General features: G+C 61.1%; 17 protein-coding genes. 9 read left to right on the top strand and 8 right to left on the bottom strand.

The features are described from left to right. Window positions 1-244: 244 nt before the first annotated feature. The 7 genes from glpE to AC3I65_RS23850 form a co-directional block, all read right to left on the bottom strand. Entirely contained in the window at window positions 245-574 is a 330-nt protein-coding gene (glpE, locus tag AC3I65_RS23880; RefSeq protein ID WP_047228074.1) for a thiosulfate sulfurtransferase GlpE, read from the bottom strand. A gap of 33 nt (window positions 575-607) precedes the next feature. After that, the gene (locus AC3I65_RS23875; RefSeq protein ID WP_107322998.1) at window positions 608-1,486 is read right to left on the bottom strand and encodes a symmetrical bis(5'-nucleosyl)-tetraphosphatase; all 879 of its coding nucleotides are present in this window, start codon (window positions 1,484-1,486) and stop codon (window positions 608-610) included. Then, window positions 1,486-1,866: a Co2+/Mg2+ efflux protein ApaG gene (gene apaG / locus AC3I65_RS23870; RefSeq protein ID WP_047228072.1), complete on the bottom strand. Its 381-nt coding sequence runs from the start codon at window positions 1,864-1,866 to the stop codon at window positions 1,486-1,488. The genes AC3I65_RS23875 and apaG overlap by 1 nt, the downstream gene beginning before the upstream one ends. Before the next feature lie 108 nt (window positions 1,867-1,974). After that, window positions 1,975-2,793, bottom strand: coding sequence for a 16S rRNA (adenine(1518)-N(6)/adenine(1519)-N(6))-dimethyltransferase RsmA (rsmA, locus tag AC3I65_RS23865; RefSeq protein WP_047228071.1), 819 nt, complete (start codon window positions 2,791-2,793; stop codon window positions 1,975-1,977). Continuing rightward, window positions 2,790-3,779 (bottom strand): 4-hydroxythreonine-4-phosphate dehydrogenase PdxA, encoded by a 990-nt coding sequence (gene pdxA, locus AC3I65_RS23860; RefSeq protein WP_160893922.1) that lies wholly within the window; start codon window positions 3,777-3,779, stop codon window positions 2,790-2,792. The genes rsmA and pdxA overlap by 4 nt, the downstream gene beginning before the upstream one ends. After that, on the bottom strand, window positions 3,776-5,092 hold the full coding sequence (surA, locus tag AC3I65_RS23855) for a peptidylprolyl isomerase SurA (RefSeq protein ID WP_155417177.1): 1,317 nt from the start codon (window positions 5,090-5,092) through the stop codon (window positions 3,776-3,778). Before surA ends, pdxA begins: the two co-directional genes overlap by 4 nt. Next, window positions 5,073-7,871: an LPS-assembly protein LptD gene (locus AC3I65_RS23850; protein ID WP_305466878.1), complete on the bottom strand. Its 2,799-nt coding sequence runs from the start codon at window positions 7,869-7,871 to the stop codon at window positions 5,073-5,075. The genes surA and AC3I65_RS23850 overlap by 20 nt, the downstream gene beginning before the upstream one ends. Window positions 7,872-8,001: 130 nt before the next feature. On the opposite strand from AC3I65_RS23850, the gene AC3I65_RS23845 reads away from it, so the two are divergent. From AC3I65_RS23845 to AC3I65_RS23835, 3 genes are read left to right on the top strand one after another with little or no spacing between them, the layout of a single operon-like run. Next, complete coding sequence (locus tag AC3I65_RS23845) at window positions 8,002-9,027, top strand: aminoglycoside phosphotransferase family protein (RefSeq protein WP_305466877.1); 1,026 nt, start codon at window positions 8,002-8,004, stop codon at window positions 9,025-9,027. Next, the gene (gene murU, locus AC3I65_RS23840) at window positions 9,024-9,695 is read left to right on the top strand and encodes an N-acetylmuramate alpha-1-phosphate uridylyltransferase MurU (protein ID WP_047228067.1); all 672 of its coding nucleotides are present in this window, start codon (window positions 9,024-9,026) and stop codon (window positions 9,693-9,695) included. The genes AC3I65_RS23845 and murU overlap by 4 nt, the downstream gene beginning before the upstream one ends. A gap of 1 nt (window position 9,696) precedes the next feature. After that, the gene (locus AC3I65_RS23835) at window positions 9,697-10,464 is read left to right on the top strand and encodes a TerB family tellurite resistance protein (RefSeq protein ID WP_047228066.1); all 768 of its coding nucleotides are present in this window, start codon (window positions 9,697-9,699) and stop codon (window positions 10,462-10,464) included. Between the two features lie 42 nt (window positions 10,465-10,506). Here AC3I65_RS23835 and AC3I65_RS23830 read toward each other — a convergent pair whose 3' ends face one another. After that, window positions 10,507-11,502 carry an alpha/beta hydrolase family protein gene (locus tag AC3I65_RS23830; protein ID WP_305466876.1) on the bottom strand — a complete coding sequence of 332 codons (996 nt, stop codon included), beginning with the start codon at window positions 11,500-11,502 and terminating at the stop codon, window positions 10,507-10,509. A 74-nt stretch (window positions 11,503-11,576) separates the two neighbouring features. Between AC3I65_RS23830 and AC3I65_RS23825 the strand changes: the two genes are divergently transcribed. From AC3I65_RS23825 to AC3I65_RS23800, 6 genes are all read left to right on the top strand, one after another. Continuing rightward, entirely contained in the window at window positions 11,577-13,973 is a 2,397-nt protein-coding gene (locus AC3I65_RS23825) for a PAS domain-containing sensor histidine kinase (protein ID WP_488524221.1), read from the top strand. Window positions 13,974-14,105: 132 nt separating this feature from the next. After that, complete coding sequence (locus AC3I65_RS23820) at window positions 14,106-14,735, top strand: response regulator (protein WP_047228063.1); 630 nt, start codon at window positions 14,106-14,108, stop codon at window positions 14,733-14,735. A 346-nt stretch (window positions 14,736-15,081) separates the two neighbouring features. Next, window positions 15,082-16,206 (top strand): ABC transporter ATP-binding protein, encoded by a 1,125-nt coding sequence (locus tag AC3I65_RS23815; RefSeq protein WP_047228062.1) that lies wholly within the window; start codon window positions 15,082-15,084, stop codon window positions 16,204-16,206. Window positions 16,207-16,255: 49 nt separating this feature from the next. Beyond that, entirely contained in the window at window positions 16,256-17,299 is a 1,044-nt protein-coding gene (locus AC3I65_RS23810) for an ABC transporter substrate-binding protein (RefSeq protein ID WP_305466875.1), read from the top strand. Window positions 17,300-17,493: 194 nt separating this feature from the next. Then, the gene (locus AC3I65_RS23805) at window positions 17,494-18,741 is read left to right on the top strand and encodes an ABC transporter permease (RefSeq protein ID WP_047228060.1); all 1,248 of its coding nucleotides are present in this window, start codon (window positions 17,494-17,496) and stop codon (window positions 18,739-18,741) included. A 12-nt stretch (window positions 18,742-18,753) separates the two neighbouring features. Then, the gene (locus AC3I65_RS23800) at window positions 18,754-19,578 is read left to right on the top strand and encodes an ABC transporter permease (RefSeq protein ID WP_047228059.1); all 825 of its coding nucleotides are present in this window, start codon (window positions 18,754-18,756) and stop codon (window positions 19,576-19,578) included. Window positions 19,579-19,660: the final 82 nt, after the last annotated feature.

The following is a 19,660-nucleotide window of genomic DNA, read 5'->3' as shown; positions in this document are numbered from 1 at the left end:
TCGGCCGCTGGGAACCCAGCTGCCGTTTACCCCCCAGAATGCTTTCAGAAATGCCGTCTCCTGAAAGCTGTCTCCCGATGAACCCGCGCGCCGGTGTACCGGCTCTCCCCTGTTTTGGATGGCCTGAGGCTAAGGATAGTTCGGAATCGGAGAGGTAAAGGTTGAATGCGTAATTAGTTGTGGCAGACCGTTCGTCCGCCATCACCCAAACCCGCGGTTCACGTGGGCTTGGGCGTCATAAAAATTATTCCGGGTTACCTGGGGCTGTTTCTGCAGGATAAGTCGTGCGCCACAGCTCAAAACCGCCGTCCAGGCTATAGACATCGGAGAAGCCTTGGCTGACCAGGTAAGCGGCTGCGCTCTGGCTGGAATTGCCGTGATAACAGACCACCACCACGGGGGCATCGAGGTCCGCATTGCGGATGAAATCGGAGAGGGAGTGGTTATCCAGATGGGTCGAGCCGCTGATGTGCAGGGCGGCGAAGGTGGCCGGATCTCGAACGTCGACGACAACCGCGCCTGTTTCACGCAGGGCCTGGGCCTGCTCTGGGGGGATGCGTTTAAAAGCGGTCATTTGGGACTCCTGTAGCCTGACGCGCGGCATCGATCAAACGATGGTAGCGGCCGTTACTGATGCAATGGTCGGATGATGAAGGGATTTGGCGTGACCCTGTTCGTCACACTCGCAACGCAGTTGCTCGCCAGAGTCGACGTTCATCAGCGTCATCGCGCTACCCCATACGCATCCGGTGTCGAGGGCGAAAACCCCAGGTTCGTCGGATTGGCCTTCCAGTGCCGCCCAGTGCCCGAAAATGATCTTCAGATTACGGGTCTTGCGCTCTTTGTGTTTGAACCAAGGGGCGTAGCCAGGTGGCGCGGTCTCGATGCCTTCCTTGCCCTTGAGGTCCAGCTTACCGTCGCGGGTGCAGAAGCGCATGCGGGTGAAATAATTGGTGATGACTCGCAGACGGGCGGTGCCGGTGAGATCGTTGTCCCATTTGACCGGTTCATTGCCGTACATGCCATCCAGGTAGGGGCCGAACAGGTTGTCGTCGCGCAGCGCGTGTTCGACTTCGCCGGCGTACTTGAGCGCCTTGCGCAAGGACCACTGGGGTGGGATGCCGGCGTGCACCAGCGCCAGATTGCGTTGCTCGTCGTAGTGCATGAGCTTTTGCAGGCGCAGCCATTCCAGCAGCTCGACGCAATCGGGGGCATCGAGGATCTCGCTCAAGGTATCGGATTTTTTCAGGCGCTCGATGTTCTGCCAGGCGGCCAGCAGGTGCAGGTCGTGATTGCCGAGCACGCAGACCAGTGAATCGCGGATGTTGTAGAGAAAGCGCAAGGTCTCAAGCGATTGTGGGCCGCGATTGACCAGATCGCCCACCAGCCACAGCGTGTCTTTCTGTGGGTCGAAGGCGACCCGTTCCAGCAGGCATTTGAGCGGGTCCAGGCAACCTTGCAGATCGCCGACCGCATACGTCGCCATCAGTGCAGGGCTCCGGGTACCGCCAGGCGAAACGGCTTGATGATCGCGTCGAAACGCGTGCCGTCCTCCGCCAGCATTTGGTACGTGCCCTGCATGGTGCCGACCTTGGTCGTCATCACCGTCCCGCTGCTGTAGCTGTGGCTTTTTCCAGCGTCGATCAGCGGTTGCTGACCGACCACACCCTCGCCCCGCACGTGCTCAACATGACCATCGCCGTCGGTGATGACCCAGTGGCGTGATAGCAGGCGGGCTGGCAATGAGCCGTTGTTGCTCACGGTAATGGTATAGGCGAAGGCGAAACGGTTGTGCTCGGGTTGCGACTGTTCTGCCAGAAAGCGGGTGGCGACGCTGACGTCGACCTGATAACGAAGATCGGACATGCAAAAAGGCCTTAAAAGCGAAGCGGGACGCGGGCGTAGCTGAGAAGATCAGTCTAGGCCATGTATCGGGTAGTAGACCAGACGTCCCACCCGATAGCGATGAGCTTGTCAGATGGCGTCGGCTTTGGGCGTTACCTGTTCGCTGAGTTTGTCGGCCAGGCGCACGAACGCCGCCAGGTCCAATTGCTCGGGACGCAGGCTGCCGTCAACGCCGGCGGCTTCGATTTCGGCGCTGCTGAGCAATAGCTTCAGGGTGTTGCGCAGGGTTTTGCGACGCTGATTGAAAGCTTCGCGTACGACGCGCTCCAGCAGGCGATGATCCTTGGCCGGGTGCGGCAGGACGGCATGGGGTACCAGGCGGACGATGGCCGAGTCGACTTTGGGGGGCGGGTTGAATGCCCCAGGGCCTACGTTGAACAGATGTTCTACCCGGCAATGGTACTGAACCATGATCGACAGGCGACCCCAGTCACCGCCGCCAGGGCCAGCAGCGAGCCGTTCGACCACCTCTTTTTGCAACATGAAGTGCATGTCGCGGATCAGGCCAGCGTTGCTCAGCAGATGAAAGATCAGCGGCGTGGAGATGTTGTACGGCAGATTCCCCACCACCCGCAGGCTATTGGGCGCAGCCTCCAGGCTATTGAAGTCAAACTTCAGCGCGTCGCCCTGGTGCAGGTTGAAATTGCTCATGCCAGCGAACTGCTGGTTGAGGATCGGGATCAGATCCTTGTCCAGTTCCACCACATCCAGTTGCGCACCGCTGCCGAGCAGGCCTTCGGTCAGCGCGCCCTGGCCCGGGCCAATCTCCAGCAGGCGATCGTCGGGTTTGGCATTGATGGAGCGCAGGATGCGATCGATTACGCCAGCGTCATGCAGGAAGTTCTGGCCGAAGCGCTTACGCGCGCGGTGTTGGTATTGCTCGGTCATAAATGGGTCTCGGCCATCTGGTAGGCGGTTTCCAAGGCGACCTGCAGGCTGCCGGTATCGATCCTGCCACTGCCGGCCAGGTCCAGGGCGGTGCCATGGTCCACCGATGTGCGGATGATCGGCAGGCCCAGGGTTACGTTGACTGCCGCGCCGAAGCCTTTGTACTTCAGTACGGGCAGGCCCTGATCGTGGTACATCGCCAGCACCGCGTCGCAGTGCTCCAGATATTTGGGGGTGAACAGAGTGTCGGCAGGCAGCGGGCCACGCAGGTCCATGCCCTCGCTGCGCAAGCGCTCCAAGGTGGGTTCTATGGTGTCGATTTCTTCATGGCCCAGATGTCCGCCTTCACCGGCATGGGGGTTGAGCCCGCACACCAGGATACGGGGCCGGGCGATGCCGAACTTTTCCTGCAGGTCGGCGTGCAATATCCGCGTGACCCGCTCCAGGCGTTGCGGGGTGATGGCATCGGCGACGTCCCGCAAGGGCAGGTGCGTGGTCACCAGTGCCACGCGCAGGCCGCGGGTGGCGAGCATCATTACCACCTGCGTGGTGTGGGTCAGGTCCGCCAGGAACTCGGTATGTCCGGAAAAGGCAATCCCGGATTCGTTGATCACGCCCTTGTGCACCGGAGCGGTGATCATGCCGGCGAAGCTCCCGTCCAGGCAGCCCTGGCCAGCGCGGGTCAGGGTTTGCAGGACGAATGCCGCGTTGGTTTTGTCCAGTTGCCCGGTAACCACCGGGGCGCCCAGTGGCGTATCCCAGACATACAGGCTGTTGGCGGGTGCCGGGACATCCGGCCAGGCTCCCGGTGTCACCAGCAGCAGGTCGACGACCACCCCCAGCTGCGCAGCCCGCTCGAGGAGCAGGTCGCGGCTGGTGATGGCTATCAGGGGATGTGGCTGGGGTTGCGAGGCGAGCAGCAGGCACAGGTCGGGACCGATGCCGGCAGGCTCGCCGGGTGTCAGCGCGAAACGCTTGGGTTTCACTGCGCTGCCTGGTCTGCACCAGGGAGTTTGATTTCGACGTAGGCTTCATCGCGAATCTGACGCAGCCAGGTTTGCAGCTCTTCGTCGTATTTGCGGTTGCGCAGCACGGTCATCGCCTGTTGTTCACGAGCCTGGGTGGTGCTGTCGGTGGCGCGGCGGCCAAGGACTTCCAGTACGTGCCAGCCATAAGGGCTCTTGAACGGCTTGGACAACTGGCCTTGTGGTGTCTCGGCCATCACCTGGCGGAACTCGGGCACCAGTGCGTTCGGGTCAACCCAGTTCAGGTCGCCGCCGTTGAGGGCTGAACCCGGGTCTTCCGAGAAGCTCTTGGCCAGCTCGGCGAAATCTTCACCCGCTTCGATGCGCTCATAAAGCTTTTGCGCCAGACGCTGGGTCTCGGCTTCGCTGCGGATCTCGCTTGGCTTGATCAGGATATGACGAACATGCACTTCGTCACGCACCTGAGCACCGCCACCGCGCTTTTCCAACAGCTTGAGGATAATGAAGCCGCCGGGCGTGCGGGCTGGTTGAGTGATGTCACCCACGGCCATGCTGCTCAGTTCGCGATCGAACGGAGGGGGCAATTGGGCGGCTTTGCGCCAGCCCATATCACCACCTTCCAGGGCGTTGTCACTGCCAGACCTGGCAATGGCCATCTGACCGAAGTCGGCGCCTTGCTTGAGCTGCTGGTAGATGTCCATCGCCTGGCGGTAAGCATTCTGGATGGCTTCGGAGTTGGCGCTTTCCGGAGTAGGAACCAGGATGTTCGCCAGGTGCAGTTCCTCGGAAAGCTGCATCTTGCCCAGATCGGAGGCGAGGAAGTTTTTCACTTCCTGCTCGGACACCTGGATGCGTTCGGCTACACGACGCTGGCGCACACGGCTGATGATCATCTCGCGGCGGATCTGATCGCGAGCGTCCTCGTAAGAGAGGCCGTCGCGAGCCAGGGCGGCGCGGAACTGGTCGACGCTCATGTTGTTGCGCTGGGCAATGGTGCCGACGGCCTGGTTCAATTCTTCATCAGTGATGCGGATGCCCGAGCGTTCGCCAATCTGCAATTGCAGGTTTTCGACGATCAGGCGTTCGAGCACCTGTTGATCCAGTACGCCCGGAGGCGGCAAGCCACCACCGCGCTTGGCGATGGTCTGCTGCACTTCATGGACGCGCTGGTCCAGCTGGCTTTGCATGACCACGTCGTTGTCGACGATAGCCACCACTTTGTCGATGGGCTGTACCGCGGCGTTGGCCGCAGTACCCAGGAACAGCGCGCCCAGCATCAGCGGGCGCAGACAATCAGAAAGCTTGGTCTTCACGTTCACGATAACCTTGGATGCCTTTGTCGAGGAAGCTCTCTACCTTGGCGCCGGTGAGGCCGCCGAGTCCCTTCAGGACAATTTGGAGGAAGATGCCGTGGTCGCCCTTCTCGTTTTCCGGGGCGGCTTGACTGAACTCTTCATAGTCGACCCAGTAACGGTTGATCAGGCGCAGTTTCCAGCAGCAGTTGTCGTATTCGAAACCACCGAAGGCTTCCAGGGTACGGTTGCGGTTGTAGTCATACTGCCAGCGGCTGATGAGATTCCACTGCGGCACGACCGGCCAGATGACCGAGAAGTCGTGCTGCTGGATCTTGTAGTAGTCCTTCACGTAGCCCGGAGTGCCCGGAGTGCCATAGTCGCCACCACCCACGGACCATTGGCCAGTAGTCTGGTCGTAGCGCACCTGGTCGTTGCGGTAGCGGTAACCGGCGTTGATGACCTTGTTCGGGTTGTCTTCAGGCTGGTAGTGGAACATCGCGCTGCCAGAGCGGGGGCTGCGGGTGTCCGGGTCCCAGTTGTACGTAGCCGTGGTTCGCCAATCGCGGTTCCAGCGGAATTCGTACTCCAGTGCATAAGGAGATACGTCTGACTTGGCATCTTCACGCGTGTTGAAATCGATGCCTGGCAGTTGAACTTCGCGGTCCTTGAAGTAAAAGGCCTGGCCGACGCTGACGCGCTGGCGCTCGAAACCGTTTTCCTGGATCCAGCGGCTGGTCACGCCCAGGGAGAGTTTGTTCTCGTCGCCGACACGGTCGGAGCCGGAGAAACGGTTGTCCCGGAACAGCGAGGAGTAGCTGAAGGTGGATTCGCCAGTGTCGAAAACCGGGATGTCGCTCTGATCTTTCTCCGGAACATAGAGGTAGAACAGGCGCGGCTCCAGGGTTTGACGGTAGTTACTGCCAAACCACTGGGTGTCCCGGTCGAAGTACAGACCGCTGTCGATGCTGGCGATTGGGACGCCGCGGCTCTGGCTGCCACTATAAGTACCCCGCAGGCGATCAGCCTCGGCAGACTGTGCGGCAATTTGCGACTTGCCCGTGCCATCCAGGTCGAGATCGTATTGGGTGTACTGGTATTTAAGCGACGGCTTGATGAAGCCATAGCTTGCTTCCATTGGTAGGCTCACAACCGGCGCCAGGTTCAGGCGATTGCCGTTAGCCCGTGCCAGGCCGCGAACGTTGGTGTCCAGCCATCGCTCGGCGTTGCCGTCCTCATCGGTGTAATTGCCGGTCCGTAAATCTCGATCAAACCGCACCAGCTCCGTCTTGTAGGCGAAATCCAGACCATACGGGTGCTGCGGCAGGTCGCCAATGAAGGTGATCTGCGGCAGGCGGTTATACGGCGTGATCTTCGAAATCGTCGCCATCTGGTAAGCCTGGGCATTCAGCCGCGCAACGTAGTTGTCACCCCGATAGCTGACGGCGCCCTGCTGGTTCACGTAGTCATTTGACTCGACACCAATCTGGTCGGACTGCAGATCCTGGAAGTAATAAGGATCGCTGATCTTGGTGTAGTCGACTTCCGTCAGCACACGCGAATCGAGCCCGCCCTTGTGCTGCCAGTTGTACATGTAGCGGGTCTTGTCGTAGTCGGACTGGCCGCTGCGTTCATCGTCTTCATCGTTGAGGTACGCCGCACCGAACTGACCTTCGCTGGACTTGGTCAGGTAGCGGAATTCGCCTTCCATCAACAGGCCGCGCTTGCTCATGTAACGTGGGTACAACGTGGCATCGTAGTTGGGTGCCAGGTTGAAGTAATACGGGGTGACCAGCAAAAAGCCGGTATCGCTGCCAGTGCCGATGGTCGGCGGCAGGAAGCCGGACTGGCGACGGTCATCGATCGGGAAATAGATGTACGGCGTATACAGGACCGGGAAGTCCTTGACCCGCAGCGTCACGTTGGTGGCGGTGCCGAAGCCGGTAGCCGGGTTCAGGGTGATGTTGTTGCCCTTGAGTGTCCAGGCGTTGCTGCCCGGCTCGCACGTGGTGTACGTACCGTCCTTGAGGCGGATGATCGCGTTTTCAGCACGCTTGGCGTACAGCGCGTTACCGCGGATGCGCGACTTGTGCATCACGTATTCGGCGTTGTCGACCTTGGCTTCGCCAGTGTCCAACTGCACATCGGCGTGGTCGCCGACGATGAGCGCACCGTTATCGCGAACGCGCACGTTGCCGCTCAGCTCGCCGCGGTTTTCAGCCTGGTACAGGTTGGCCTCGTCGGCCTCGACCTGCATGCTGCCTTGACGCATGACCACGTCGCCGGCCAGCGTTGCCACCTGCTCTTCCTGCTGGTAGCGCGATGCTTTGGCGCCAAGGAAGGTCGGAGCGTCGCTTTTGTCCGTCTTGTCATTCATGCCAGGACGAACGGGCTCGATATAGGCGCCGGCGCAATAAGGACCGGTTTCGGCCAATTGGGCAGGGGTGAGGTTCTCCCGTGGAACCCAGTCCAGGTGACTGTAGTCCGCACTGCGAGACTTCAGGCCGCGGCCTTTGGCTTCGGTGACGAGCACGGGCTTGTCGCCGGCTTCTTCGCCCGAGCTGCTGTCGGCCGGGGCCTCGCCGCTGGCGGAAATCGCACTGCCGTCATGCACCGGACGTGGCGGCAATGCAGCAGCCGGCGTCTTGGGCGAACAGTCCCAGGCACCCGAAGCGGAGACGGAGCAGTCATACTGCTCTGCCGCGACGACGAATGAAGAGGCCAAGGGTTGCAGGGCCAGCAGACTGCCGGTGACCAGCAACGGAAATTTTTTACGAAACGCGGGGGATTTCAATGCCATCTTATTAGTCCGGGCTTCCTGCGTGCCATCTGCCCGCGGTGTGGGCCGCACGCCTCTCGATGGTCTGAAAAAGATGCTGGATAATAAAGCATGACCCGCTTGACGGCTAGCGCCGTCGGAGACCCTTGCAATGCCTGACCAAGATGTACGCCTGCAACACCTGAAAGTTTGGCTCGATGAGCAGCTGCCGATCCTTTTTGTTCAGCAGGGCTGGGGCGCCGTACCCCCGGCCACGTTGACTGCGGCCAGCAGCGACGCGAGTTTTCGCCGTTATTTCCGCTGGGAAGGCGAGGGCCGCAGTTTGATCGTGATGGATGCGCCACCGCCCCAGGAAAACTGCAAACCCTTCGTGGACATTGCTTTTTTGCTGGCTAAATCCGGCATCAACGTGCCAAAAATTTATGCCGAAGACCTTGAGCGCGGTTTTCTTTTGCTCAATGACCTGGGCAATCAGACGTATCTGGACGTGATCAACGGCGACAATGCCGACCCATTATTCCGTGACGCCCTGCAGGCCCTGCTGGCTTTCCAGCAACTGCCGATGGTCGCGCCACTGCCCAGCTACGACGTCGCTTTGCTGCGTCGGGAACTGGAGCTGTTTCCTGAGTGGTACGTCAAGCATGAGCTGGGTATCGAATTCGATGCTGCCCAACAAGCGCTCTGGCAACAGGCCAGCGACCTGCTGATCAACAGCGCGCTGGCTCAGCCCAAAGTGCTGGTTCATCGCGACTACATGCCGCGCAACCTGATGCTCAGCGAACCGAACCCCGGCGTACTGGACTTTCAGGATGCGGTCTACGGCCCGGTGACCTATGACGTCACGTGTCTGTTCAAGGATGCCTTTCTCAGTTGGCCCGAGGAGCGCGTGCGTGGCTGGCTCGAGGATTACTGGCAGCAGGCCGGTGCGCTTGGCATCCCGGTCCAGCCGGACTTCGAGGATTTCCTGCGGGCCAGCGACCTGATGGGCGTGCAGCGCCATCTCAAGGTCATCGGGATTTTCGCGCGTATTTGCCACCGCGACGGCAAGCCGCGCTACCTGGGCGATGTGCCGCGCTTCTTTGCCTATATAGAAGCGGTCATTGCCCGTCGCCCTGAACTGGCGGAACTGGATCGGTTGCTCTCCAGCCTGCGTCAGTCGGCCGGAGCGACGGCATGAAAGCGATGATCCTGGCGGCGGGTAAAGGGGAGCGCATGCGGCCCTTGACCCTTACCACGCCTAAACCGCTGGTTCGTGCCGGCGGCGTTCCCTTGATCGAATACCATCTGCGTGCCTTGGTTCGGGCCGGGTTCAAGGACATCGTGATCAATCACGCCTGGCTCGGTCAGCAAATCGAAGATTATCTAGGGGACGGTTCACGTTTTGGCGTGAGCATTCATTTCTCGCCCGAAGGTGAGCCGCTGGAAACCGGCGGTGGCATTTTCCGCGCCCTGCCGTTGTTGGGCGACGAGGCGTTCCTGGTGGTCAACGGCGACATCTGGACCGATTACGATTTCAGCGCCTTGCGCCGACCTCTGGACGGCTTGGCGCACCTGGTACTGGTGGATAATCCCGAACACCATCCGGGCGGCGATTTCCTCCTGGCCGACGGACAGATTCATGATGGCGGGGCGGCTGCCGACAAACTGACCTACAGCGGCATTGCCGTCTTGCATCCGCGGTTGTTCGAGGGTTGCCTGGACGGCGCGTTCAAACTCGCACCGCTGCTACGCAAGGCCATGGCCGAGGGCCAGGTCAGCGGCGAGCACCTGAAGGGACACTGGGTGGATGTGGGGACTCATGAACGTTTGGCGCAGGTTGAAACCTTGATAGAAGCGAGCCGTTGATATGTGGTGGCCAGGGACTCTGATTGGAGCCGGGGCGGGCTTTGCCATAGCCAGCATTCCGGGGGCCATGCTGGGAGCGTTATTAGGACAGGCGCTCGATCGGCGACTTAATCTGCAAGGCTGGGCGCAGCTGCGCGAGCGTTTGGGTGGCCGTCCGGCATTACGCAACGATGAGTTGCTGTTTGTATTGCTGGGCCGGCTGGCCAAGAGCGATGGACGAGTGGTGGATGGGCACATCCAGCAGGCGCGTCAGGAGATGCGCGCGCTGGACCTGAGCGAGCCAGCGCAACGCCGGGCCGTCGCCGCATTCAACCGGGGCAAAACCGGAAACGACCATTTGCGCGGTTATTTGCGTCGCCTTGCGACCCAGCCCCATGCGGCTGAGGGTGTGCTGCGCGCCTGCTGGCGGATGGTCTGGGCCGACGGTCGCGCGGGCATAGCCGAGCGTGAGTTGCTTGCTCAGTGGGGCAAATGGCTGGGGTGGACGCCGCAACAGGTCCAGGCACTGGCGGCGGATTACGAACCACACAAACAGTCGTTGCCCAACAGCGGCGCGACCTATCAGGAGGCGTTACGCTTGCTGGGAGTTTCGGCCACCAGCGAGCCGTCGCAGATCAAGCGGGCTTATCGCCGTCTGCTCAGTCGTCACCACCCGGACAAGATTGCCGGCAGTGGGGCGACGCCGTTGCAAGTGCGTGACGCCACCGACAAGACCCGGGAGTTGCACAACGCCTATCGGTTGATCCGCGAGCGCCGGGACTTTCGCTAGAAGGGGATCACCACGGTGGCTGGCTTGGGGCTTGTCTAAGCCTCACTCCCCCGGCTTCTGCGGGTTCAACCAACCCCGTACCCGACGAAACAGCTGTTCTTGCTGCGCCGATGAGTTGGGCACCGCTTTGAGTGACACCTGACTGAAGCTCGACCCTTTAAGACGCTTACTGGCCTGTAAACGCTCCAGCGCTGCATTGCGATCCTGCGGTTTGTCCATGTAGAACATATCGGCGGTGGCCAGCTTCAAGGTGGGGGTCAGTTCGGCCAGGGCGGGCTTGACTGCGAGCGGTGTCTGGGCGGCGACCATCACGAAACGCTCGATCTGCGAGGGCTGTTTTTCATTCAGGTAACGTGCCGCCCAATAGGCGCCGGTGCCGTGGCCCAGCAGAACAATACTGCGGGCGCCCTGCTGTTCGGCGTAGGCCAGTGCGGCATCGATGCGGGCAAAGATACGTTCGGCATCGGCCAGGAGGTGTTCCTCGCTGGTTTGGGCAACGACCGGATCTACAGCGTCAGCCTCGCCGCCCGCCACTTGTTCAATCGGTGCTGCGGTCGTGGCGTCCGGTGCCGCGCCAGCCACGTCGGCCGGTTTGGTCTCGGGCGGTGTTTCCACCACGCGCGGTGCGATGACGTCGCTTTGCAGGTCCGGCAGGGTGATACTCAGGCTGCTCCACTCGATATCCGGTAACTTTTTGCGCATCGGGCCGATCACTTGAGGCCAGTCAGCGGTTTCGCCGGCGCCGGGGACTATGATGACCGCACCCTTGGGTTCGCTGGTGTTGGCTGGTTTCCAGAGAGCCAGGAAGGTGTCGCTGCCGGTTTGTAGCTGTTGTTGCTCCTGGACCGGGATCTCCCGTTCAAGTGCTGTCGCTTCTTCCTCGCTGCGCTCGAGCAAAGGCGGACGCTCGACCGGTTTTTCCTCGGTGGCTTGATCCGCCGCCGCGGGGGCCGGTTCTTCAGCCTGTACAGAAAAGGCACTCGGCAGGATCAGCGACAGGCACAATGCTGGCAATGCCAGGCGATAAACAAAGGGCATCGGATATTCCATGACCAGAAGTATTTCCGGCAGCCTAATGGGTTGGTCAGTATTTGTCAGTGCATGAGACTTCGATGATGCGTTTTTGCTGCCTGTGGGTTATCGGCTGTTTATGGCTTCCCTTGATGGCGTGGGCCGCGCCCGCACCGTCGTTGACTGGGGTGCAACTGGACGCGGGCCAGCGACAATGGCTGCTCCAGCATCCGCAACTGCGCGTCGGCCTCGTGTTGCAGGCGCCCTATGCGCAATATGACCGGCGCTTGCAGCGTCTGTCCGGCACCAATGTCGAGCTGATGCAGTGGTTGGGCAAGGCGTTGAATGTCGAACTGACCTGGCGCAATTTCCAGGACGTGGCGCAGTTGGAAGCCGCGTTGCGCTCCGGTGAGGTGGATATTGCCCCAGGGCTGACCCAGACCCCGGCCGGGCTGCGACTCTGGCGGTTTTCCGACCCCTACATGCGCGTGCCGCAATTGATCGTGGGCCAGAAGAAGGGCGCCGAAGGGGTCGAGCTGGAAAAGCTCGATGCTCAAGTGCGGGTGGCGGTGCGCATGCCCAGTACCACGGCCGATTATTTGCGTAGCAACTACCCGACGTTGAATCTTCAAGGCGTACCGTTGGAGCGTCAGGCGTTGCAACTGTTGTTGAGCCAGCAGGCCGGTTACGCGGTGGTCGATGAGGCGCAGTTGGGGCGACTGATGGTCGAGCCTGAATTCGCCGGGCTGGTGGTCGTAGGCGATATCGGCCTGCCGCAACTGTTGCGCGTCGCCACTCGCCGGGATTGGCCGGAGTTGGCCAACATCATCGAGAGCGGTTTGCAGGCGATCCCGGCCAAGGAACTTGAGCAACTGCACAGTCGCTGGCTCAAGCCCAAATATCCGCGGCTGACCGACACCCCGGGTTTCTGGCAAAACCTGACCCTGTTGCTGCTGGCCCTGCTCTTGAGCTGCGTGGCGATCGTGTTTTGGCAGCGCCGCGAGCAAAGGGCGCTGGAGCGGCGCCTGCGCAATGCGCGAAATGACATCGCCCAGCGGGCCGCCAGCGAGGAAGCCCTGCGCCTGACACAATTTTCCATCGACCAAAGCACTGTCGGCATTCTCTGGGTCAATTGGGATAGCCATGTACGGTATGCCAACCGCGCCGCCGAAATCATGCTGGGCTATGCGCCGGGCGCGATCATTGAGCGCCCCTTGATCGACTTCGAACCGGGCCTGCACATGGATCGCTGGCTGAACCTGTGGAAACGCGCCCGGGCCAGCGAGGAGGGGCCACAGAGTTTCGAAACCGAATGCGTGCGGGCTGATGGAAGCATCCTTCCGGCCGATGTTTCCTTGAGCTTCCTGCGCTTTCGCGATGCCGAATACCTGGTGGTCTACATAAACGACGTCACCGAGCGCCGTCGCGCGCTGGCGGCGCTGCGCGAAAGCGAGGCGCGCTTGCAGGGGATCGCTGCCAACGTCCCGGGCCTGGTCTTTCGCCTGGAGCGGGCGCCGGTAACCGGGCAGATCGACTTTGCCTACATCAGTGAGGGCAGCGAAAGCCTCGTGGGGTATTCGCCCGCGACCCTGGCCCGTAGCGACACCGGCCTGCGCAGCCTCGTACACCCCCAGGACAAGGCCAGTTATCACCGCACTCAGGATCAGGCGCTGGACAGCGACAGCGACTGGTCGTGGCAGGGGCGCATCCTGACCCGCGAAGGCCGGGAGCGCTGGGCCGAGATCAAGGCCATTACCCGTCGTCTCGAAGACGGCGCTTACGTGTGGGACGGTATCGTCTGGGACATCACCGAAAGCAAGCGCATCGAACTGGAGCTGGCCAGCTCCAGGGAGCAGCTGCGCGAATTGTCGGCGCACCTGGAGAGCGTGCGGGAAGAGGAAAAGGCGCGCATAGCTCGGGAGGTCCACGACGAGTTGGGGCAAATGTTGACCGTCTTGAAGCTGGAAACGTCCATGTGCGAACTGGCCTATGCGCAGCTCGACCCGGGCCTGCAAGAGCGGCTCAACAGCATGAAGCGCCTGATTGCCCAGTTGTTCCAGTTGGTGCGGGACGTGGCGACGGCATTGCGACCTCCGATTCTTGATGCGGGCATCGCCTCGGCCATCGAATGGCAGGCGCGGCGTTTCGAGGCGCGCACGCAGATCCCATGCCTGGTGCGGGTGCCGGACAATCTGCCGCCCTTGAGCGACGCCAAGGCCATCGGTCTGTTTCGAATTCTCCAGGAAGCGCTGACCAATGTGATGCGCCATGCTCAGGCGCATACTGTAGAACTGACGCTGGTGCAGGAAGACGACCAGCTTTGTCTGACGGTGAGCGACGACGGTGTAGGATTCGTTCCCGCCACGGGTCGGCCGACCTCCTTTGGTCTGGTCGGCATGCGGGAGCGGGTGTTGATCATGGGCGGGCAGTTATCGTTGGAAAGTGAGCCAGGGGAGGGGACGACCCTGGCGGTGCGGGTACCGGTGAATGAGGCCTGATGATTTTTGTTTGGCTTGGCTTGGCTGACGCTATCGCGAGCAGGCTCGCTCCCACATTGATTGAGATGCACACACGCACAACCCTGTGGGAGCGAGCCTGCTCGCGATGAGATTCTGAATCTGGAGAAAAACGTGATCCGTGTACTGGTAGCCGAAGACCACACCATCGTGCGCGAAGGCATCAAGCAGTTGATCGGCCTGGCGAAGGACCTGGTGGTCGTGGGGGAGGCGAGCAATGGCGAACAATTGCTGGAGACCCTGCGGCATGTGCCCTGCGAAGTGGTGCTGTTGGATATCTCCATGCCTGGCGTCAATGGTCTGGAGGCGATCCCGCGGATCCGTGCGTTGAACAATCCGCCGGCCATCCTGGTGTTGTCGATGCACGACGAGGCGCAAATGGCGGCGCGCGCGCTGAAGGTCGGCGCCGCCGGCTACGCGACCAAGGACAGCGACCCGGCCTTGCTGCTCATGGCGATTCGCAAGGTCGCGGCTGGCGGACGTTACATCGACCCGGAACTGGCCGACCGCATGGTTTTCGAAGTGGGCCTGACCGACAGCCGACCGCTGCACTCGCTGCTGTCCGAGCGCGAATTCTCGGTCTTCGAGCGCCTGGCCCAAGGGGCCAACGTCAACGACATCGCCCAGCAATTGGCCCTGAGCAGCAAAACCATCAGCACTCACAAAGCGCGGCTGATGCAGAAACTCAACATCACTTCCTTGGCGGAACTGGTGAAGTATGCGATGGAGCATAGGTTGCTCTAGCATCCCCACGATTCCCTTGTGGGAGCGAGCCTGCTCGCGATGGCGGTGTGTCAGTCAACCACGATGCTGGCTGATCCGCCGCCATCGCGAGCAGGCTCGCTCCCACAGGGCCAGTGTGTCGGCATATCCATTTGCGACACGCCCCAACACCGCTTTTGTCCCTGCTTGCAGCTTGCAGCTCATAACTCACGACTGTCCTTATCCAATCCCGCCATCCTTGTAGGGAAATCCCTACACCGACTCTTCCATCCGGCTGAGGCGATTCTCTCCTGCGCCCCGATTTGCGCAGGCCCCAGGCTCCACTAGGCTTGATTCACAAGCAGTCATCAATACAAAAGGTGCGGGTATGAGCCAGGTCGATTCAAGCGCGGGGGCCAGTGATGTGCTGGTCAGCTTTCGTGGTGTGCAAAAGAGCTACGACGGCGAGAACCTGATCGTCAAGGACCTCAACCTGGACATTCGCAAAGGCGAATTCCTGACTCTGCTCGGGCCGTCCGGTTCCGGCAAAACCACCAGCCTGATGATGCTCGCCGGGTTTGAAACACCCACTGCCGGTGAGATTCAGCTGGCCGGACGCTCCATCAACAACGTGCCGCCCCACAAGCGTGACATCGGCATGGTGTTCCAGAACTACGCTTTGTTCCCGCACATGACCGTTGCCGAGAACCTGGCCTTCCCGCTGACCGTGCGCGGCTTGAACAAAAGCGACGTGAGTGATCGGGTCAAGCGCGTCTTGAGCATGGTCCAACTGGACACGTTTGCCCAACGCTACCCGGCGCAGTTGTCCGGCGGCCAGCAACAGCGCGTGGCCCTGGCCCGGGCGCTGGTGTTCGAACCGCAACTGGTGCTGATGGACGAACCCCTTGGCGCCCTGGACAAACAACTGCGTGAACACATGCAGATGGAGATCAAGCATCTGCATCAGCGCCTCGGTGTGACAGTGGTCTATGTGACTCACGACCAGGGCGAAGCCTTGACCATGTCCGACCGGGTAGCGGTGTTCCATCAAGGCGAAATCCAGCAGATTGCCCCGCCACGCACCCTCTACGAAGAGCCAAGGAACACCTTCGTCGCCAACTTCATCGGCGAGAACAACCGTCTCAACGGCCGCCTGCACAGCCAGACCGGCGATCGTTGCCTGGTGGAGCTGGGGCGTGGTGAAAAGGTCGAGGCCCTGGCGGTGAACGTCGGCAAACCCGGCGAGCCGGTGACCCTGTCGATCCGCCCGGAGCGGGTGAGCCTCAACGGCGCAAGCGAACAATGTGTCAACCGCTTCTCAGGGAGGGTGGCGGAATTCATCTATCTGGGCGACCACGTCCGGGTTCGCCTGGAGGTCTGTGGCAAGAATGACTTCTTCGTGAAACAACCGATTGCCGAACTCGATCCCGGGCTCGCTGTTGGGGACGTGGTTCCGCTTGGCTGGCAAGTCGAGCATGTGCGTGCGCTCGATCCCCTTCTAGAGGCGAATTGATCGCCCCCTGCTGTACCAACACCAACCCTGCACGTGGAGAGAACAATAAATGTTGAGATCCCTGAAGTTCACAGCCCTGACCCTGGGCATGATGGGTGCGGCAAGCACGATGGCGGCGGGCCCGGACCTGACTGTGGTGTCTTTCGGTGGGGCGAACAAGGCGGCTCAGGCCAAAGCCTTCTACGCGCCGTGGGAAGCAGCCGGCAACGGCAAGATCATCGCTGGCGAATACAACGGTGAAATGGCCAAGGTCAAGGCCATGGTCGACACCAAGAGCGTTTCGTGGGACTTGGTGGAAGTCGAGTCCCCGGAGCTGTCCCGTGGTTGTGACGAAGACATGTTCGAGCAACTGGACCCGGCTCTGTTCGGTAAGGCCGAAGACTACGTCAAGGGCGCCATCCAGCCTTGCGGCGTGGGCTTCTTCGTGTGGTCCACCGTGCTGGCCTACAACGCCGACAAACTGAAAACCGCACCGACCAGTTGGGCGGATTTCTGGGACACCAAGCAATTCCCAGGCAAGCGTGGCCTGCGTAAAGGCGCCAAGTACACCCTGGAATTTGCCTTGATGGCCGACGGCGTCGCGCCGAAAGACGTGTACAAAGTGCTGGCCGGCAAAGATGGCCAGGATCGTGCCTTCAAGAAGCTCGACGAACTCAAGCCGAACATCCAGTGGTGGGAGGCCGGCGCCCAGCCGCCGCAGTACCTGGCTTCCGGTGACGTGGTCATGAGCTCGGCCTACAACGGTCGGATCGCTGCGGTGCAGAAGGAAAGCAACCTGAAAGTGGTGTGGAACGGCGGCATCTACGACTTCGACGCGTGGGCAATTCCACGCGGTCTGGACAAGACCCGCGCCGAAGCTGCGAAGAAATTCATCGCTTTCTCGGTGGCACCGCAGCAGCAAAAGATCTACTCGGAAAACATCGCCTACGGCCCGGCCAACACCCAGGCTGTACCGCTGTTGTCCAAGGATGTCTTGAAAGACATGCCGACCACCCCGGAAAACATCGCCAACCAGGTGCAGATCGACGTCAGCTTCTGGGCTGACAACGGTGAGCAACTGGAGCAGCGCTTCAACTCCTGGGCGGCGAAGTAACCGCTGACAGAGATCGTTCCCACGCTCCGCGTGGGAATGCCGCCCAGGACGCTTCGCGTCCTTTGTGACGCAGAGCGTCATTGGATGCATTCCCACGCGGAGCGTGGGAACGATCGGCTCAGAGGCCAACGTTTCAAAAGAACAGAAGCGGCACGCCGCTTCTGTAACGATCAAAAAGATTTGCGGAGTTCGCCATGGCCATCGCCGTTCCACTGAACGCGGGCACCAGCCCCACCCTGAAGCAACGGCTCAAGCGCGCCGAGCGGGTCAACCGCTGGAAGGCCCAGGCCTTGATCGCGCCGCTGGTGTTGTTTCTGTTGCTGGTGTTCCTGGTGCCAATCGTGGCGCTGCTGTTCAAAAGCGTCAGCAACCCGGAAGTGGTCAACGGCATGCCGCGCACCGTCGCCGCGGTCGCTGCCTGGGACGGACGTGGGTTGCCAGGCGAGCCGGTATACAAAGCCGCCAGCGAAGACCTGGCCGAAGCGCGCAAGAATCAGACCTTGGGCGATTTGTCCAAGCGCCTGAACATGGAGCTGGCCGGCTATCGCAGCCTGCTGACCAAGACCGCCCGTGCGCTGCCGTTCGCCACCGAGCCGGTTTCCTATAAAGAAGCGATGGAGAGTCTCGACGAACGCTGGGGGGATCCGGCGTATTGGCAGGTGATCCGCCGCAACACCAGTGATGTCACCCCGTATTACCTGCTGGCGGCCGTCGATCATCGCATCGATGATCTTGGCGAACTGGCCCCGGCCACCCCCGACCAGGCGATCTACCTGGATATTTTTGCCCGTACGTTCTGGATGGGCCTGGTGATTACCGCGATCTGCCTGGTGCTGGCCTATCCGTTGGCCTACCTGCTGGCGAACCTGCCGTCGCGCCAAAGCAACCTGCTGATGATTTTGGTGCTGTTGCCGTTCTGGACGTCGATCCTGGTGCGGGTGGCGGCGTGGATCGTGCTGCTGCAATCGGGCGGGCTGATCAACAGTGGCCTGATGGCCATGGGCATTATCGATAAGCCTCTGGAGTTGGTGTTCAACCGCGCCGGTGTCTACATCTCCATGGTCCATATCCTGCTGCCGTTCATGATCCTGCCGATTTACAGCGTGATGAAAGGCATCTCTCCGACTTACATGCGTGCGGCGATTTCCCTGGGCTGCCATCCGTTCGCCAGCTTCTGGCGCGTGTATTTCCCGCAGACCTATGCCGGTGTCGGCGCCGGTTGCCTGTTGGTGTTCATCCTCGCCATCGGCTACTACATCACTCCGGCGCTGCTGGGCAGCCCGAGCGATCAGATGGTCAGCTATTTTGTCGCGTTCTACACCAACACCAGCATCAACTGGGGTATGGCCACGGCGCTCGGCGGGTTGTTGTTGCTGGCAACCGTCGTGCTTTATCTGATTTACAACTGGCTGGTGGGCGCCAGCCGCCTGCGCCTGAGCTGAGGGGAGATTGAAATGCTGAGTCCTTACATGTCCCCCGTCGAGCGGGTGTGGTTCTACAGCTTGCGCATATTCTGCGGGCTGATCCTGTTGTTCCTGATCCTGCCGGTGCTGGTGATCATTCCATTGTCGTTCAACTCCGGCAGCTTCCTGGTGTACCCGTTGCAAGGCTTTTCGTTGCAGTGGTACCACGATTTCTTCGCTTCGGCGGAGTGGATGCGGGCGCTGAGGAACAGCGTCATCGTCGCCCCGGCGGCGACGGTACTGGCGATGGTCTTCGGTACCCTGGCGGCGATTGGCCTGACCCGTGGTGATTTCCCAGGCAAGGCGCTGGTGATGGCCCTGGTGATCTCGCCGATGGTGGTGCCGGTGGTGATCATCGGGGTGGCCAGTTACCTGTTCTTCGCGCCGCTGGGAATGGGCAACAGTTTCTTCTCGCTGATCGTGGTCCATGCCGTGCTGGGCGTGCCGTTCGTCATCATCACGGTGTCAGCGACTCTGCAGGGCTTTAACTACAACCTGGTTCGGGCCGCCGCCAGCCTTGGGGCTTCGCCGTTGACGGCGTTTCGTCGAGTGACCTTGCCGTTGATCGCCCCGGGCGTGATCTCCGGCGCACTGTTCGCCTTCGCGACCTCGTTCGATGAAGTGGTGGTGACGCTGTTCCTGGCCGGTCCCGAGCAGGCAACTCTGCCAAGGCAGATGTTCAGCGGTATCCGCGAAAACCTAAGCCCCACCATCGCCGCCGCCGCGACGCTGCTGATCGCCTTTTCGGTGATCCTGTTGCTGACTCTGGAGTGGTTGCGTGGGCGTAGCGAGAAACTGCGTACTGCGCAGGTCTGACGGTCAGTGTTGTACCCTGTGGGAGCGAGCCTGCTCGCGATAGCGGAGTGTCAGTCGATAAAAATGTCGAATGTTCTACCGC

Source organism: Pseudomonas sp. N-1-13, assembly GCF_057787095.1.
Note: the sequence above shows the minus strand (reverse complement) of the source record. Positions and strands in the feature narration are given on the sequence as shown.

Bases quoted from the DNA above. Each gene is read 5' to 3' on its own strand.
- glpE (WP_047228074.1), bottom strand. From the start codon at position 574: ATGACCGCTTTTAAACGCATCCCCCCAGAGCAGGCCCAGGCCCTGCGT.
- AC3I65_RS23875 (WP_107322998.1), bottom strand. From the start codon at position 1,486: ATGGCGACGTATGCGGTCGGCGATCTGCAAGGTTGCCTGGACCCGCTC.
- apaG (WP_047228072.1), bottom strand. From the start codon at position 1,866: ATGTCCGATCTTCGTTATCAGGTCGACGTCAGCGTCGCCACCCGCTTT.
- rsmA (WP_047228071.1), bottom strand. From the start codon at position 2,793: ATGACCGAGCAATACCAACACCGCGCGCGTAAGCGCTTCGGCCAGAAC.
- AC3I65_RS23850 (WP_305466878.1), bottom strand. From the start codon at position 7,871: ATGGCATTGAAATCCCCCGCGTTTCGTAAAAAATTTCCGTTGCTGGTC.
- AC3I65_RS23845 (WP_305466877.1), top strand. From the start codon at position 8,002: ATGCCTGACCAAGATGTACGCCTGCAACACCTGAAAGTTTGGCTCGAT.
- murU (WP_047228067.1), top strand. From the start codon at position 9,024: ATGAAAGCGATGATCCTGGCGGCGGGTAAAGGGGAGCGCATGCGGCCC.
- AC3I65_RS23835 (WP_047228066.1), top strand. From the start codon at position 9,697: ATGTGGTGGCCAGGGACTCTGATTGGAGCCGGGGCGGGCTTTGCCATA.
- AC3I65_RS23830 (WP_305466876.1), bottom strand. From the start codon at position 11,502: ATGCCCTTTGTTTATCGCCTGGCATTGCCAGCATTGTGCCTGTCGCTG.
- AC3I65_RS23825 (WP_488524221.1), top strand. From the start codon at position 11,577: ATGATGCGTTTTTGCTGCCTGTGGGTTATCGGCTGTTTATGGCTTCCC.
- AC3I65_RS23815 (WP_047228062.1), top strand. From the start codon at position 15,082: ATGAGCCAGGTCGATTCAAGCGCGGGGGCCAGTGATGTGCTGGTCAGC.
- AC3I65_RS23810 (WP_305466875.1), top strand. From the start codon at position 16,256: ATGTTGAGATCCCTGAAGTTCACAGCCCTGACCCTGGGCATGATGGGT.
- AC3I65_RS23805 (WP_047228060.1), top strand. From the start codon at position 17,494: ATGGCCATCGCCGTTCCACTGAACGCGGGCACCAGCCCCACCCTGAAG.
- AC3I65_RS23800 (WP_047228059.1), top strand. From the start codon at position 18,754: ATGCTGAGTCCTTACATGTCCCCCGTCGAGCGGGTGTGGTTCTACAGC.